The sequence below is a fragment of the Catonella sp. genome, assembly GCF_057250765.1.
Window position 1 is genome coordinate 122,817 of record NZ_DBHIEC010000003.1, and the last position, 16,964, is coordinate 139,780.

General features: G+C 40.4%; 12 protein-coding genes. All 12 read right to left on the bottom strand.

Annotated features, from left to right (window positions below; all coding sequences use genetic code 11):
- Nucleotides 1–33 precede the first annotated feature (33 nt).
- Complete coding sequence (locus ACO6HM_RS02545) at nucleotides 34–876, bottom strand: TPM domain-containing protein (protein ID WP_485389618.1); 843 nt, start codon at nucleotides 874–876, stop codon at nucleotides 34–36.
- 14 nt (nucleotides 877–890) lie between these two features.
- Nucleotides 891–1,964, bottom strand: a complete 1,074-nt coding sequence (locus ACO6HM_RS02550; protein ID WP_485389619.1) for a TFIIB-type zinc ribbon-containing protein — start codon at nucleotides 1,962–1,964, stop codon at nucleotides 891–893.
- A gap of 98 nt (nucleotides 1,965–2,062) precedes the next feature.
- Nucleotides 2,063–3,202 (bottom strand): SPFH domain-containing protein, encoded by a 1,140-nt coding sequence (locus tag ACO6HM_RS02555; RefSeq protein ID WP_485389620.1) that lies wholly within the window; start codon nucleotides 3,200–3,202, stop codon nucleotides 2,063–2,065.
- Nucleotides 3,203–3,354: 152 nt separating this feature from the next.
- Nucleotides 3,355–4,464 carry a hypothetical protein gene (locus ACO6HM_RS02560; RefSeq protein ID WP_485389621.1) on the bottom strand — a complete coding sequence of 370 codons (1,110 nt, stop codon included), beginning with the start codon at nucleotides 4,462–4,464 and terminating at the stop codon, nucleotides 3,355–3,357.
- A gap of 137 nt (nucleotides 4,465–4,601) precedes the next feature.
- Entirely contained in the window at nucleotides 4,602–5,297 is a 696-nt protein-coding gene (locus ACO6HM_RS02565) for an LrgB family protein (protein WP_485389622.1), read from the bottom strand.
- Nucleotides 5,275–5,643: a CidA/LrgA family protein gene (locus ACO6HM_RS02570; RefSeq protein WP_485389623.1), complete on the bottom strand. Its 369-nt coding sequence runs from the start codon at nucleotides 5,641–5,643 to the stop codon at nucleotides 5,275–5,277. The genes ACO6HM_RS02565 and ACO6HM_RS02570 overlap by 23 nt, the downstream gene beginning before the upstream one ends.
- A complete protein-coding gene (uvrA, locus tag ACO6HM_RS02575) occupies nucleotides 5,644–8,529 on the bottom strand; it encodes an excinuclease ABC subunit UvrA (RefSeq protein WP_485389624.1) in 2,886 nt (961 codons plus the stop codon).
- Nucleotides 8,530–8,653: 124 nt separating this feature from the next.
- Nucleotides 8,654–9,388, bottom strand: coding sequence for a thioredoxin family protein (locus ACO6HM_RS02580; RefSeq protein WP_485389625.1), 735 nt, complete (start codon nucleotides 9,386–9,388; stop codon nucleotides 8,654–8,656).
- Between the two features lie 308 nt (nucleotides 9,389–9,696).
- On the bottom strand, nucleotides 9,697–10,410 hold the full coding sequence (locus ACO6HM_RS02585; RefSeq protein WP_485389626.1) for a thioredoxin family protein: 714 nt from the start codon (nucleotides 10,408–10,410) through the stop codon (nucleotides 9,697–9,699).
- 121 nt (nucleotides 10,411–10,531) lie between these two features.
- Complete coding sequence (locus tag ACO6HM_RS02590; RefSeq protein ID WP_485389627.1) at nucleotides 10,532–11,191, bottom strand: hypothetical protein; 660 nt, start codon at nucleotides 11,189–11,191, stop codon at nucleotides 10,532–10,534.
- Nucleotides 11,192–11,420: 229 nt separating this feature from the next.
- Nucleotides 11,421–14,222 carry a hypothetical protein gene (locus ACO6HM_RS02595; RefSeq protein WP_485389628.1) on the bottom strand — a complete coding sequence of 934 codons (2,802 nt, stop codon included), beginning with the start codon at nucleotides 14,220–14,222 and terminating at the stop codon, nucleotides 11,421–11,423.
- Between the two features lie 591 nt (nucleotides 14,223–14,813).
- Nucleotides 14,814–16,805, bottom strand: coding sequence for an excinuclease ABC subunit UvrB (uvrB, locus tag ACO6HM_RS02600; protein WP_485389629.1), 1,992 nt, complete (start codon nucleotides 16,803–16,805; stop codon nucleotides 14,814–14,816).
- Nucleotides 16,806–16,964 lie beyond the last annotated feature (159 nt).

A 16,964-nucleotide genomic window follows, 5' to 3' on the forward strand; every position in this document is an offset into this window, starting at 1 on the left:
CATAGTATAAATGATTCGGATATAAGCAATTTATTAGAAGGAGCCGTGGCTACCTCCATGAGTACTGCCTGAGCTACTTGTATGTGTACTGCTTCCTCCTCCTGAGGAGCTTGAAGATTCTCTTCTGGTTCTTGAAAGCTGCTTATACAGGAAGAAATCTTGGGCAGTATTTACATAAAAGCTGTTTCTTAATTCATAGCTGTCAGCAGCATACTGCCTTCTCACAGTCTTTAGCTGAGAAGTCATACCGTAGCAGACTACAAATGCAAGGAGGAGTGCAGGGATAATGGAGCCTCCTATTATTAGGGCTAGGTTTCTGGTCTTTGGAAGATTATTTACATCATAAGCACTTCCTGTCTTGTATTGTTCGATAAATTGGTCGCAAAGATCAGCATAAATCTCAAATCCCTTGTATGAATCTCCATCACTTAGATATGGCAGAAACTTGTCCGTCATATACTTTTGTCCTGCATCTGTAAATATGCTGATTGCCTTGCCCTTTGTGGATATTGCCCAGGCTCTTGAGCCATAATCCATAACCAGAACTAAACCATCTCCACCACTTCCATATCCAAGACCATTATAATCGTAATAGTCATCTGCGTAGGCAGTGATACCACTCCCTGTTGTCTCATCTTTAACAGTCAAAATAGCAACAACTATCTGCTGTCTTTCACTGATTTCATTTAATTTGGCTAGCAGGCTTTTCTCCTCACTGTCCGTAAGCACGTCAGCTTTATCAACCAGCCTTGGGACCTTAGCCTCTGCATATACGGAGGTGAATAGAAAGCTAAAACTGCTTATAAGTGTGAGGAAAAAGACAAGAGCCAATGCCATAAAGCAGGATTTTTTACTAAGTTTATTTATCATCATCATCCATTCCCTCCCCTCTAAAATACAAAGTATAGGACAAGAAAGAGAATTATAGCCGTTACAAGACTTATGCCTGCAAACAGCTTTGCTCTCAGACTCTTGTCTACGGGGAGGTCACCGACAAATTTACCGGTCTGCCCATTCATGGCAAAGATATAAGGCTTACCCTGCCACCTCGTGGTCAACACCCACACAGGATAAAGGGCATATTTTGTAAGCTTATTATCAATATTAACAGTAGACCATTCCTTGGTGACTGAGCTATAGCCTGTTACTGTATTTCTAAATGCGTCTTCTACGGAGTTTCTTATACGTGAATTGACTGTCTGAAGCTGTGTATCAGAGCTAACATCGTACTTATCTGCAAGGAAGCCTGCAAGATAAGCAGTTTGAAAGTCTACAGCATCTTTAAGGTCGAAAGGCTCGATTGACTGCATAAGCACATCATCCATCTTGGCGGATGCATCAGCAGGAACCGCCTTAAACTCAAGATTACCGCCTCTTATTACTGCGAAGTAGCTTGTCTCAGTATAGTAGTAGCTGCTGTCACTCCAGCTTCTTACCTTTGTAGCCTTAAATCTAAGCCTGCTGTCAGTGTCTGCGTCATATAACCAAAATGGTACATAGAGCCCCTTTATTTCTTCAATGTGGTTCTCAGACTTGAATACCTTAGGAAGAAGGAACTTGCCACCAAGGTACTGAGAAAACTTCGCCTTGGCCTGCTTTTTATCTAACTTAAACGGAATAACGAGGTCAGGACGGAGTCCTTTTTCCCATTTACCTGTCATTACTACAGGGTTCCCACAATAAGGGCAGGAAGTCGCTCCAAGAGTTTCATCCCCGACTATCTCACCTCCACAGGAATTACAGGTATATACAGAGAGGCCGTCTCTTTCTCCTTCATCCCATTTTCCCTCAGGAGCGGACCAGTTCATGGTTCCCTCGGTATCTCCCTTTAGTATGTCGTCATAGCCACGTAGGGTGTCCATGTCAAATTCGGTGTTGCAGTATGGACACACCATCTTTTGAGCGGTTGTATCAAATCTAATTGCGCCTCCGCAGTTGGGGCACTTATACTCCCTTAGTGCCATTATTTTCTCCCTTATTCATTAAAATACGGTCTATACACCACTATGCCACAGAGTCCCTATAACTTTCCCTTCTATGTGGCATAGAGTGTTACGAATATTTATGGACGCTTGGTACCACAGTTTGTACAGAAGTTACCGTTGTTTTTATTGCCACAGTTAGGGCAGAACCACTGCATACCCTCAGCCTGAGGAGCACTGCCCTGTGCCTGTGAAGCACCACCCTGAGCCTGAGCTGCACCCATCTCATAGAGGGCATTTGCATTCATTCCGCCTGTCTGGTTTGCCATGTTCATACCCATAAAGCCCATCATTGCTCCGTTTGAATTGCCTGCAGCTGTCTTCATAGCCTCTGCCTGCGCCTGTGCGAGGTTGGCAGCTGCCATGGTAGGGTTTCTAAATGCACCTGATAGCTGAAGATTCTTGATTGCTGCAGAATCCTCTTCAGAAAGTGTGATTGGGTTAAGGGCAACAGAGATAATATCAAGGCCTCTAAGCTCCTTCCACTTTTTAGAAAGTACCTCATCCATAAGGTCTGCAAGCTCCATAGCATGGCTTGGAAGTCCGCTTGGCCTGATTCCCTGCTCACTAAGCTTACCAAAGGCCGGTTGGAGAGCAGATACGAACTCCGTCTTAAGCTGGGTGTCTATCTCATCTCTTGTAAATTCATCAGCGACGTTGCCACATACATTCTGATAGAAAAGAATAGGGTTTTGAATCTTATATGAGTATACACCTGAACAGCGCACAGATACATCTATGTCAAGACCTACGTTGGCATCAAGCACTCTGAAAGGAATAGGGTTAGGTGTACCAAATTTGTTGTCTGTGAGTTCCTTTGTGTTGAAATAGTAAACCCTCTGGTCTCTTCCTGCCTGTCCTCCATAGGTAAATCTGCCTATCATATCCTTAAATACGGCACCTACACTCTCACCAAAGCTGCCTGAGAACACACTTGGTGACTCACCCGAATTAAAGGTATATTCACCAGGCTCGGCACAGATTTCGGATACCTTTCCGTTATTTACTATAACAAGACACTGTCCATCTGCAACTGCTATACCTGAGCCATCTGTAATCACATTGTCACTGCCGTGCTTATTAGATGACTTTCCACCTATTCTCTTGCTTCCCTTTCTTACAAGTACGTCAGCAGGAAGCGCATCACAATAAAAATATTCCTTCCACTGATCTCCTAGTGTTCCTCCTACAGCTCCTGTGAAAGCTTTAATAAGTCCCATCTCACTACCTACCTTTCTATTTTTACAATTTAGTAGTTTTACTTTTTATTTTGTGTAATTCTTTTACAAGTTTAAAACTAAACAGGATATAAAACTTTATGGCTTTATACCCTGTTTATTAAATTGAACCCCTAACAGGGCAAACTATTATATTATCTTACTCTAAAGCTAACCTTAGTCGTATTGCCGGCATAATCCTTAACTACAAGTGTATATCTTCCGCTAAAATATGCGATGTGACCACTCTTAATGGTTTTACCGTTTAACTTAGCTGATTTAACACCTGAGTCCTTATCGGAAAAAGTAATTTTTACACTGCCTCTATAAGTTCTTCCATTTACTACATTTACGCTAGGAGCCTTCTTGTCCACTAATCCCTTAACCTTAAAGAATGCTGAGTAGCTTGTACCCTCCTTAACATCAGTCCAGTTATTTGGTGTAGTTTTATCTGTAACCCTGATTGTGTAGTATCCGTTTCTCTTAACCTTGAACTTAACGGTATTGTCTGCATTTAACTTTAACTGGATGGCATTCCTATCAGTAGAGTTATTCCAGCCAACACTATTTAAGTAACCCCAGTAGTTAGCATTTTTCTCACCGTCTCTACCTACCTTACCATAGCGGTACTGAGCATACTTAAAGAAATCTCCCATTGCTGTTGAGAAAGTAACTGTTGCACTCTTTTTATCTTTATTAACCTTGTAGCTGGTCTTCACAATCTTGGTTACAGGAACTGCAACTCCAACTACATTTATATTACCATCAAAGTCACCATAGTTTTCATGCTTTGAAAGGATGCTCACATAGTATGTACCCTTCTTAAGTATAGCTGTGAGTTGCTGCTTACTGGTATCTTTCCAGTAACCAGCTTCAAAGGTTCCAACCTTTTTTGAAAAGGCTGCATCTGCATAAAGTGCATACTTAACAGATACACCATCGTGATTGTTAAGTGAGAGGCTGCTTCCTAAGAATACCCAAGAGTCCTCGTTAACTGTAAACTTAAAGTAATTGTTAACTGCCCCGCTGCCCTGAACAAGGTGTGTCTTCTGAGAAAATACCACGTTTAAATCGTCCTGACCCACGAATTTGTCTGCTGTCTCGATATTTCCTTCTGCCGGCTCTGTTGTTGTACCCGCAGGTGCTACACTGTTTGCTGCCGCATCTGCCTCTGCTGCCTTCACTGTAGCAACAGGCTGTGGAACAACTACATTGCTCATCATAAGTGCTGCTAAAAGTAAAACGCCTAATTTCTTATTCTTCATAATCCCATTCTCCTCCGATTAAGATATTTGCAAGGTTTTAATAACCTTATATGAAGTATAGTATCATAACACATTTTGTTTTTCAATAGATGTCATTTATTCTTAAGAAAACTGTTAACTTTTTGTAGTTTTTTGTTTTATTTGATAAAGTTGGCAAATACAGAGACTCCAATCAAAGTCAGTATACCGCTTACAATCATAGCAAGACTGCTGACACTTCCCTCTATTTCACCCATTTCCATAGCCTTTGCAGTACCAATGGCATGAGATGCACCACCGAGGGATATACCTCTGGCAATCGGTTCATATATCCTAAAAATCCTGAATACTGTGATGGCGATAATGTTGCCTAGTATACCGGTTATAATGATGACAGCAACTGTAATAGCCACTATACCACCAAATTCTTCTGCAACTCCCATTCCTATAACCGTGGTGATTGATTTAGGAAGGAGGGTTATATACTCCTTATGCGACAGCCCAAAGGCAAGTGCAAAGAGCAAAACACATACCATGTTAGAAATTATTCCTGATATAATGCCTGTCATAATGGCTGCCACATTTTCCTTTAAGATAGTCAGATTCTTATACAATGGTATAGCAAGGCTTACAGTCGCAGGAGTGAGCAGATAGCTTAAATACTGTGCACTCTTATTGTAGTCCTCATAGTCTATGTGGAAAGTAAGTATTCCTGCTATGACTAAGATGATTGAAATAAGAAGGGGGTTAAGAATGGCAAGCTTGAACTTTTTCCTTAAAAGCAGCCCTATTTCATAACCGATAATGCTCACTACTATACCAAAGGTAGTGCTATTTTCTATTAATCCGTTCATGTTCCTTCCTTTCAATCAGTGCTTGCGTTATTTTCCCTGATATCACCATTACTACTACTGTAGAAACAGGCGTAATAACAAGTACCGGTACCAACATGTCTTTTAGCTCATCAAAAGATGCAAGGAGTCCAACTCCTGCAGGAATGAACATAACCGGCATTATCTCTATAAGGAATACCGCTGCATCTTCTACTGCTCCAAGCTTAACTACCTTAGTCATAAGGCAGAGCATCATAAGGCAGAGACCGTATACGCTTGAAGGTATGGGTAGGTGCACAAAATATTTTATGCCCTCCGCTATACAGGTAATCAGCATAATTATGCCAAATTGTCTAAAATACTTCATCTACTTTCTCCCTCTTTTTTCTACCCAGTCTGTTTCCCGATTTAGCATCCTCTTAATGTATTCACCGGTGTATGAGTTCTTATTGACTGAAACCTCCTCAGGAGTACCCTCAGCTATCACCCTGCCTCCTCTTGCACCACCTTCAGGTCCTATATCAATGATATAGTCCGCAGTCTTAATTACATCAAGGTTATGCTCTATTACTATGACGGTATTGCCTCCCTCAGAGAGCTTCCTAAGTATATTGATTAGCTTGTGCACATCCGCAAAATGAAGTCCTGTGGTAGGCTCATCAAGTACATAGATAGTCTTTCCAGTACTTCTTTTACTAAGCTCAGTGGCAAGCTTAATCCTCTGGGCTTCTCCTCCTGAGAGCTCGGTGGATGGCTGTCCAAGGCGGATGTAGCCTAGCCCCACCTCACTAAGCGTTTCTATCTTTCTCCTGATAGTAGGTATATGCTCAAAGAAAGCTAATGACTCATCTACCGTCATACTGAGCACATCATATATGGACTTGCCCTTGTACTTTACTTCAAGGGTTTCTCTGTTGTAGCGTCTGCCCTCACAGACTTCACAAGGCACATATACATCAGGTAGGAAGTTCATTTCTATCTTGACTATACCGTCACCTGAGCAGGCTTCACAGCGTCCGCCCTTTACATTGAAGCTGAATCTTCCCTTGCTATAGCCCTTTGCCTTGGCATCCTGTGTGGCTGCAAAGAGGTCGCGGATAAGGTCAAATACACCTGTGTAGGTCGCAGGATTGGAGCGGGGCGTTCTTCCTATAGGCGACTGGTCTATGTCTATTATCTTGTCTAGATTCTCCGCTCCAATAATAGCATCATGCTTTCCCGGTATGGTTCTCGCCTTGTTTAGCTTCTTTGCAAGTGATTTGTAGAGAATCTCATTGACAAGGCTGCTCTTTCCGGAGCCGGATACTCCCGTAACCACAGTCATTATACCAAGCGGGAATTTCACATCTATATTCTTTAAGTTATTCTCTCTTGCGCCCTTTACTTCAAGGAAGCCTGTAGGAGTCCTTCGTTCAGTCGGAACCGGTACCTGAAGCCTGCCTGAGAGATAGGCTCCTGTAAGTGAGTTTTTACATTTCATTATCTCTTTAGCTGTTCCCGTAGCTATAATCTCTCCGCCGTGTTCTCCAGCTCCCGGACCTATGTCTACTATGAAGTCGGCGGCAAGCATCGTGTCTTCGTCATGCTCAACAACTATTAGGGTATTGCCTATATCGCGTAGGTTCTTAAGTGAGGCAAGAAGCTTGTCATTATCCCTTTGATGAAGTCCTATACTTGGCTCATCAAGGATGTAGGCAACTCCCACAAGGCCTGAGCCTATCTGGGTAGCAAGCCTTATTCTCTGAGCCTCCCCACCGGAGAGAGTACCTGTCGCACGGGAAAGAGTGAGGTAGTCAAGTCCTACATCATTAAGAAATGCAAGCCTTGCCACTATTTCCTTAAGCACAAGGTCTCCAATTTTCCTCTGGGTAGAGGTAAGCTCCACATTTTCAAAATAATTCTTGGCATCCAATATAGAAAGTTCGGTAACATCGGAAATATTCTTATCTCCTACAGTAACCGCAAGGGCTGTGGCTTTCAGACGCTTTCCTCCACAGGCTTTACAAGGGGTGGTGCGCATAAAGCTCTCATACTCCTGCTTGCTTGACTCTGAGAAGGTCTCCCTGTATCTTCTTTCCACATTTTTTATAAGTCCCTCAAAAGGCACATCATATACGCCTTCTCCACGCTGCCCCTTATAATGCACCTTAAGTACCTTACCGCCTGTTCCGTGGAGGATGACATCCTGTACTTCTTTTGAGAGCTTCTCAAACGGAGTTTTGAGGTCAAATTTATATGCCTTAGAAAGAGCTTCAAGAGTAGAATGGGTAAAGCTTCCCTTTTGATTGGAGGACTGCCAGCCAAGCACCACTATGCAGCCTTCTGCGAGGCTTAGGCTTTTGTCAGGTATCATAAGGTCCGGATCAAACTCCATCTTGTAGCCAAGTCCAAAGCACTCCGGGCAGGCACCGAAAGGATTGTTGAATGAAAAGGTTCTTGGCTCAAGCTCTTCAAGGCTGATATTACAGTCAGGGCAGGAGAAACTAGATGAAAAACTAAGTCTCTCCTTGCCTGAAACTTCCACGATGAGTAGCCCTTCTGAGAGCTTCATTATCTGCTCTATAGAGTCTGACATTCGCCTCTCTATACCTTCTTTAATTACAAGACGGTCTACAACTATCTCTATATTGTGTTTTTTAGTCTTTTCAAGCTTAATCTCGTCAGAAAGCTGATGAAGTTCACCGTCTACCATTACCCTCACATAGCCTGCCTTAAGGGCACTTTCAAATACCTTAACGTGTTCTCCCTTCCTTCCCCTTACTACAGGGGCAAGAAGCTGAAGCTTGGTGCCTTCAGGAAGCTTCATTATCTCATCAACCATCTGGTCTACAGTCTGCTTGTGTATTTCCTTCCCGCAATTAGGGCAATGTGGTACTCCTGCTCTGGCATAAAGGAGCCTTAGATAATCGTATATCTCAGTCACAGTACCTACTGTAGAACGTGGATTTCTATTGGTTGACTTCTGGTCTATGGAGATAGCAGGAGAAAGCCCCTCTATGCTCTCTACCTTCGGTTTTTCCATCTGCCCTAAGAACTGGCGGGCATAAGAAGAGAGGGACTCCATATACCTTCTTTGACCCTCCGCATAGATGGTGTCAAACGCAAGAGATGATTTGCCTGAGCCTGAAAGCCCTGTCATTACGACAAATTTATCCCTTGGTATATCTATGCAGATTCCTTTGAGGTTATGTTCTCTAGCCCCTCTTATCCTGATAAAATTCTTTGAATTTACTGTGTTTTTCTTTGCTGGCATATTCTTCCTCGTATGATATAATGGGTTATAATCTTTGTTTATCATAGCAGAAAGATATTAATTTTTCAACGGTAATTCGAACGAATGTTTATATGTTTTCTTATACATATTTCATCATATTTTACTAATTCTCTATCCAGTCAATCAAATCACTTGTTGTCATGTTCATCCAGTAACCGCCAATCCTCACTAATTTGCCATCTTTGTAGATATGAAGTCTGGGATAGCCTGTCACTCCCTGACTGATTGTAAGCTCCTCATCATTATCTACATCAACCTGTGTAAACTTATATGTCGGTCTAAGTTTCGCTGCTTCTTTGTAAAGAGGCTCTAAAAGCTCGCAGTAACCACACCATTTTGCACTGAAGTCTACAATGACTATCCCTTTTTCCTGAAGCACTTCTTTATCAAAGTTATCTCCGGTGACTGTTATAACCTTACCAAAGGCTCCGACACTCTTCTTTGCGATATTTAACTTAAGTGTTTTGCTGACCTTTTTGTTAGCTGACAAGGTAAACTTAAGATTCACTTTACCGCTCTTTAGTGCCTTAACCTTGTATACCTTTCCTGACTTTTTGATTTTGACTTTTTTACTATCCTTTGTACTGATCTTAAAGCCTTTATTCTTGTTTGAAGCAGTTACAGTTACAGTGATGTCATTACTTTCACCTGTTCCTATGGTAATCTCATCTCCTACTGTAAGCTCAGCCTTTGACTTTGAAAGTACAATGCTGTCCGCCTTAGCGCCAGCCTTAATGTCTGCCTTGGTGTCTGCCAGTGTAAGCTCTGTCTTGGCAGTAAATATCAAGCTGCCTGCAAGAGCTCCTAACATAAGTGATTTTAAAATTTTGTTTGTCATAATTTCTCCTTTATTTGTTATTCATATTTCCAGTATCCTTTTTTAACCAAAACCTTCTCTGTCCAAGCTTCTTTAACAATATAAAGTATACCCTATTATTTGCCAAAAGTCTAATGCAGATTTTCCACATTAGACTTTACTCTCTAGCGCAATTCTTATATATTCCATAGACAGCAAAAAAGCCCTGTAATCCACTTTTAGCAGACTACAGGACTTTTTCTTAGATCACAGCCAATACGATAGTTTTCATTCTAACCCTATTGCTAATTGTATCATATTTAATTTTGTTTTTACCTATTTAGAAACTTTTATCGAAGTTCTATCCAGTCAAGAAGATCCCAAACCGTCATATCCGTCCAGTAGCCACCTTCTCTAATCAATTTACCATTTTTATAGAGATGTAACGTAGGAAAGCCTTCTATTCCTTGCTTTTTTACAAGCTCTCGGTCTTCATCACCATCAACCTTGGTGAACTTATATATCTGCCTGATTTTAGCTGCCTCTTTGTAAAGAGGATCCAAAAACTGACAGTAACCACACCACTTAGTGGTGAAATCAACAATTACAATCCCTTTTTCCTGAAGCACTTCTTTATCAAAGTTCTTTGCGGTAACCTTTATTACCTCACCAAAATCAGCAACACTCTTCTTTCTGATGTTTAACTTAAGAGTTTTACTAACCTTTTTGTTGGCTGATAAAGTTAGCTTAAGATTTGCTTTGCCGCTCTTTATTGCTTTTACCTTATAAACTTTTCCTGACTTTTTAATCTTAACTTTTTTACTATCCTTAGTACTAATTTTAAATTCCTTATTCTTGTTAGAAGTGTATACATTTACAGTAATGTCATCACTTTCACTTGTACCTATCGTAATCTCATTTCCTATGGTCATTTTGACCTTTGACTTAGAAATTACAATACTATCTGTCTTTGTATCAGCTACAACCATCTCTGGCTTAGCTGTAAGTACTAAGACTCCTGCAAGTGCCACCAGCATAAGTGATTTAATAATTTGCTTTCCCATAATCCTTCCTTTATTCGTATTTCCAGTATCCTTTTTTTACCAAGACCTTCTCTGTCCAAGCCTTTTTTACAACAACTTCTTTTGTCTCTATTCTTTGCTCCGCAAAGCTATGTTTGCCGTTTCAAGGCTTTGGGCGGTGTGCCTGCCAGTCTTCATCTGAATAGAAAACTTCGCCACACTGGCATACCCAGTAGACAGTCATTTCCTGCTTTGTTACAGCAGGATGCTTAACTGTCTTGTATACTGCAGGGACCCAGATTTTCTTTTTGGCAGGTTTATTACCTGACTTGTTCTCATTTCCTTTTTCGGTTTTTTTATCCTTTTTTTTGTTCTTATCTTTATTTTTCTTTTTATTATCCGATTTATTATCTTTTTTACCGTCTTTCTTGTTGTCTTTCTCGTTGTCTTGATTAGTGTCTTGTTTATTATTTTCTTTACTATCTTCTCTATTGTTTTCTTTGCTCTTTCCCTTAATGTCTATTCCCTTTTTAAGCTCATTTTCAGGCTTGATTGCTTCCTCTGTCTTTTGCCTACCTAGACCTTTAATCTTACAGCCTGAGTTACCTGCTTTATCTTCAGCTGCAAGAGCTGCCTCTGTAACCGTATTCTGATTAACTTCAAGCTTAACGAGCTTGCCGTCCTTCTCTATAATACGCACCTTGGAACTCTCACCGTCTTTAAGTTTGTATGCAGGATGCCCACTACAGCCTGTTGCTGCAAAGACCGAGCCTGAAAGGATGAACGCTGCTATTACAGATATTTTCTTCAAGTTAGATTTCATATTAACTCCTAGTCATTGCATTTCCCTAAATATATTTACATTTATATACCATCCGCCAAATATAATTTGTTACTTCAAGTACCAAAGCATAAGAATCTAATTAAGTCTTGATTGCACGATAATTACCATCTTTTGACTACAATATCTTTATGATTCGCCAAAAGTCTAATGCAGATGCTCCACATTAGACTTTTAGCTAAAACTTTGTTAATTACTTTTCTTGCAAGATTTATTTGTATTCAATTATAGTATTGTATCTTCCCATACTGTTCATATTGAATGTAAGCTTGTCACCCTTCTGTGTGAACTTAACCTTCTGGAGCTTACCAGCTCCATCAATGTAGTACACATTCTTAACCGGCTTCTTGCCGGCAACTGTAGTAGTTACCTTGAAATTGCCGTATGCAAGAGGTGAGAGCTCAACTCTGTACATATTTACTGTGTCAACATCAAGTACAAGGTACTTCTTGCCTTTAAGCTCAGGTACCTTAACATTCTTAAGCACTCTTGAAGAAAGTGCGTACTCACCGTTGCCAAATCTAAAGCCTGTTACCTTGGTTGTGCCGTCAGAGCTTACCAAAGTAGTGTCATTCTTATGAGCCTGCTTCTTGTTGATGAGGTAAAGTGCCTGGACACTTCCACAGCTTAAGTGGTTAAATACATACTTCTTTGCGCCGAATTCTGACTTATCCTTCACTGTAAGCGGGAAGGCATCTATAGCGTAGTTGCCCTTTACTACTTCCATGACATAGTTGGTATCCTCAAGAAGTGAAAGGTCTACCCATCCATCTACTACCTTAGCTTCAAATGCCTCTCTAGGAGAGATGAACTTAAGTGTTACATTGTTAACCTTCTTCTTGTTATTGCCAAGTACATATACAGGAAGCTTGTAAGGTACTCTGTTAGCTAGCTTTTCATCTGTCAACGCTTTCTCACGCTTAGCAAGCTTAAATCCCTTGAATTCACCGTATGGAGCCTTGCTTGTAATAAGCTTCTTACCGTCGTTACTGATAGTTACGTAAGCATTCTTCATGCTGTATTCTTTATCTAAGGCTGAAATGATGTAGTCATTTCCAACTATTAGCTTAAGTCCTGAAAGCTTGCCGTTCTTTGAAAGAACAACCTTCTCAACCTTCTGCTTTGTAGCATTGTAAACTTCAAACTTAACCGGCTTCTTAAATGCTGCTGACTTAAACTGTACAGGTATATCCTTAACTAACGCCCTCTTTGTATTGTAGATAATCTTGTAGTCTTTGAGGCTGTACTTCGCACCTGTAGCACATTCATCAGTGTCAAGAGCAGGACCTACAGGAATCTTGCCGTCAAGTCTTATAAGGTCTACATAGTAGCTTGTCACAACTCCTTCCAGATTATCAGGGTTCTTGTATCCCTTAAGTAAAGCCACATACTTTCCTTCTTTATTAAGCACAAATCTAAATACAGTCTTATTTTTTAGCTTGTAGAGAGGATTCTTATCAAGTTTCATCTCATACCATACACCAGCTTCTCCATTAAGTGAAAGTAAGCCATCATTGGTGCTATATATCAGTGTTGATTTGTTATTATCCAGTCTTACAAGCCTAAAAGGAAGTACGCCCTGTGGCTGATATCCATGGTCGCTCAGTATAAGGTTCATTAAGCAGGAAGTAGACACAGGAAGCTTGGAAGGCTTACCGTCTGTCTTCTTAATGACAATCTTTGAAATCTCTTCCTCTGGTGCTTCAATACCCTCATCATAATCATACTTTAGGAGCACTCCGCCTTCATAACGTGCATATACTCTAAGAAGCTTCTTACTCTTATAAGCACCAATAACTTCATAGTTATTATAGTCAGCATTAGTCACATCAAAGCCAAGCTTATACTGCTCATCTGCCTTAAGTACTATTCTTGATATCTTACCGTCTTTCACTTTATAGTGTGCAGGCTCAGCCCAGATGTCCTTCATGCGGAAGTTGTCTAAGGTAACACCATCAGGAACCTTGGTGCCATCTTCAAATTCAACAGCTATATCAGCAACCTTTACATCCTTACCATGAGGAATTCTCTTGCCTTTTACTGCTGCTCCTGAAGACTCGCCGAGAGCTGTCTTGTCGTCTGTAATGTTGTTTATGATTTCAATTGGCTGCACAACATTCCCAACCTGAATTCCACCAGGGACTACCACAGGGCCTGTGTAAAGAGGGGCTTCAGTCTTCTTTATAAGTGTAATCTTGGTAAATGGGGTTGACTTATTTGTATAATCATATAAGCTTTGCATTATATATGCTTTACCACTATCATCGACAAATACATCTACTGTTGTCTCATCACCATAAACTGACTCTTTTACCTTAGCCAACTTTGAATTAACAGTTGCATTAGCGAAGCCTATTGATGTCAATGTATTAGATTTTATTGTGAGATTTGAAGCAATTTTACCATTTTTAACAGGGAGTTTAGTACCGTCCCCATTTCCCATTATATTAATTAATACACCATCTTCAACCTTGCTACCATCCTCATACACAACATCAAAGTTTGGAAGTTTGACATCATTTTTATCTTGTTCTTTAAGTACGGTAATTTTAGTTAAAGGGGTTTCTGATAATTTATTATTTTCACTATCATATTCTCTAAGCTTCCCATCTACCATTTTAAAGAGTAACTTGGTTGACTTTTTGCCGGATTTAGTAACAAATCGACAATTATCAGGCTGATAATTGTCATTAAAAATAGAAATACTAAGCGTATATTCAATATTCTCAACTAATTTACTCTTATCAATTGTAATCCCGTCACTTGTTACAGGCAATTCGAAACCAAAATCAGGGTACTCATCCTCCTCAACATTAAAAACATCACCATTAAGGTTTATGGATTCACTATCCATACCAACCACGGTAATTTTGGCTTCATCCGCAGCATAAACAACTTTTCTTTCAATTCCTGTTAACTTTTCTAACGCTGTGTCTGCCCCTGCTGGTACTACAAGCGAACTAAATGCTAGTGAAACTGACATAAAGCCCGCTAATAACGCTTTTCTCTTCATCTCTGATTCTCCTCATCGTGAATAAAATAAATAAAAGTTGCTACTTAAACGATTACTTAGAGCAGACTGATTATATCCATAATATTATTCGAAATTTAATTTTGCTGAGTTGGCCGGAAACAGCTGATTAATGAATTCTCAAGCAAATACCATAGATATAACTTATCTTCAATGTGAATTGATTAAGTATAATCAATCATTGTTTTATAGATTTTCCCTATAAATAATATTAATTATAGTTTTTATCTATATTGTCTGATTAATCCTTATTTTTTATACTATTTTTTGTATATTTTGTCAAGGAGTATTTAATAAAACTATAAATAATTAACCCTTATTGTTAATGGAGACTTAATATAAATTACAGAAATTATTGTTAAAATTAATAAGAGACCGAAAGAGAAAGCTAAATATACACAATTCGCAATCGCGGTAACATAGTTTATAATATGTTACTCCAAGTTTCTTTTTCCTAAACGCGAAATCTTTTGCGATTTATGATATTGCCTCTCCACTCTTCGGTCTCTCAGGAAGATTATTTTTTCAAAACAGTTACTTACTCATATCTTTACTTTAGGCATTTTCCCCACTTTACATAGCAGTCAAATCAACCAAATGCTTTTTTAGCTCAATAATCTCATCTCTAAGCTTTGCCGCAAGCTCGAAGTTCAGCTCAACTGCTGCCTGATTCATCTTCTTGGTAAGCTCCTTGATAACGGCCTTAAGCTCAGTCTCGCTCATAGATTCAGCATCCTTTATTATCTTGGAGCTGTCTTCCTCAACCTTCTTAGATATGCTGATAAGGTCACGAACCTTCTTCTTTATCGTCTGAGGAATGATTCCATGCTCCTCATTGTACTTCATCTGGATGGCTCGTCTTCTCTCGGTCTCCGTTATAGCCCTGTTCATAGAACCTGTGATTGTATCTGCATACATTATTACATGGCCATCTGCATTTCTTGCTGCCCTACCTATGGTCTGGATGAGGGAAGTTTCCGAACGAAGGAAGCCCTCCTTGTCTGCATCAAGTATCGCTACCAGAGTAATCTCAGGTATATCAAGTCCCTCCCTTAAGAGATTGATACCAACCAGTACATCAAAGACATCAAGCCTCATGTCCCTTATAATCTCTGACCTTTCAAGAGTATCTATGTCAGAGTGCAGATACCTTACCCTGATGCCTGCCTCCCTCATATAGTCGGTGAGATCTTCTGCCATTTTCTTGGTAAGTGTGGTTACAAGAACCTTATTTTTCTTCTCAGTTTCCTTCTTGACCTCGGCTATCAAGTCGTCAATCTGCCCCGCTGTAGGTCTTACACTGATCTCCGGATCTACAAGTCCTGTCGGCCTTATGATCTGCTCAGTCCTAAGAAGCTCGTGCTTTGCCTCGTATTCCGAAGGAGTTGCAGATACGAAGAGCATGCGGTCTATTTTATTTTCAAATTCCGTAAAATTAAGAGGTCTGTTGTCAAGGGCTGAGGGTAGTCTGAAACCGTATTCTACAAGTGTAGTCTTTCTCGAACGGTCTCCCGCATACATTCCTCCTATCTGTGGAATCGTGATATGTGACTCATCCACTATGATAAGAAATTCGTCCGGAAAATAGTCGATAAGGGTAAAAGGCATACTGCCCGGCGGTCTTCCCGAAAGAGGGCCTGAATAGTTCTCTATACCGGAGCAAAATCCTGTTTCCCTCATCATTTCTATGTCAAAATTAGTTCTTTCTTTGATACGCTGTGCCTCTATCAGCTTATCCTCACTCTTGAAATACTTTACCCTGAGGTCAAGTTCATCTTCAAGTTTGGCAAGGGCTTCTTTCATTTTTTCAGGGGCGACTACATAGTGGGAAGCCGGGAAGACTACCACATGGGAGAGTTCTGCAAGCGCAGTCCCTGTAAGCACATCAACCTCTGATATCCTGTCTATCTCATCACCAAAAAACTCAAGCCTGATGGCTCTATCTGTGGATGCTACAGGGAAGATTTCCACTATATCGCCTCGGATTCTAAAGGTACCACGCTTAAAATCCATATCATTTCTGGTGTACTGGATGTCTACTAGCCTCTTTACAACCTCTTCCATGTCCTTTATCTGCCCCGGTCGCACGGAAAGAGTCATATCCTCGTAGTCGATAGGATCTCCGAGTCCGTATATACAGCTCACACTTGAAACCACAACAACATCTTTTCTCTCAGATAGTGCAGCTGTAGCGGAGTGGCGGAGCTTGTCTATCTCATCATTTATGGCGGAATCCTTCTCTATGTAGGTGTCAGATGAAGGCACGTATGCCTCAGGCTGATAATAGTCGTAGTATGATACAAAGTATTCTACTGCGTTCTCAGGGAAGAATTCCTTGAACTCACCGTAGAGCTGAGCTGCCAAGGTTTTGTTGTGTGAAATGACAAGGGTGGGGAGGTTTAGTTTGGCTATGACATTTGCCATGGTAAATGTCTTACCTGAACCCGTAACCCCAAGCAGAGTCTGGAATTGGTTACCCTCTTTGAAACCATTTACAAGCTCTTCAATAGCCTGTGGCTGGTCTCCCGTAGGGGCGTATTCGCTATGTAAAATGAAGTGATCCATGTTAAAATTCTCCTAAAAGTCATCTTTTAAGTATCAATATAGCATATTTAGAATGAAAAGTATAGAAAAGAAGAGCCCGGAAATTTGCGATTTCAAGGCTCCTAAATTGATAATTTTTAATATAAAATGAGGTTTTGGTCATACATAAGAGGGGATTTT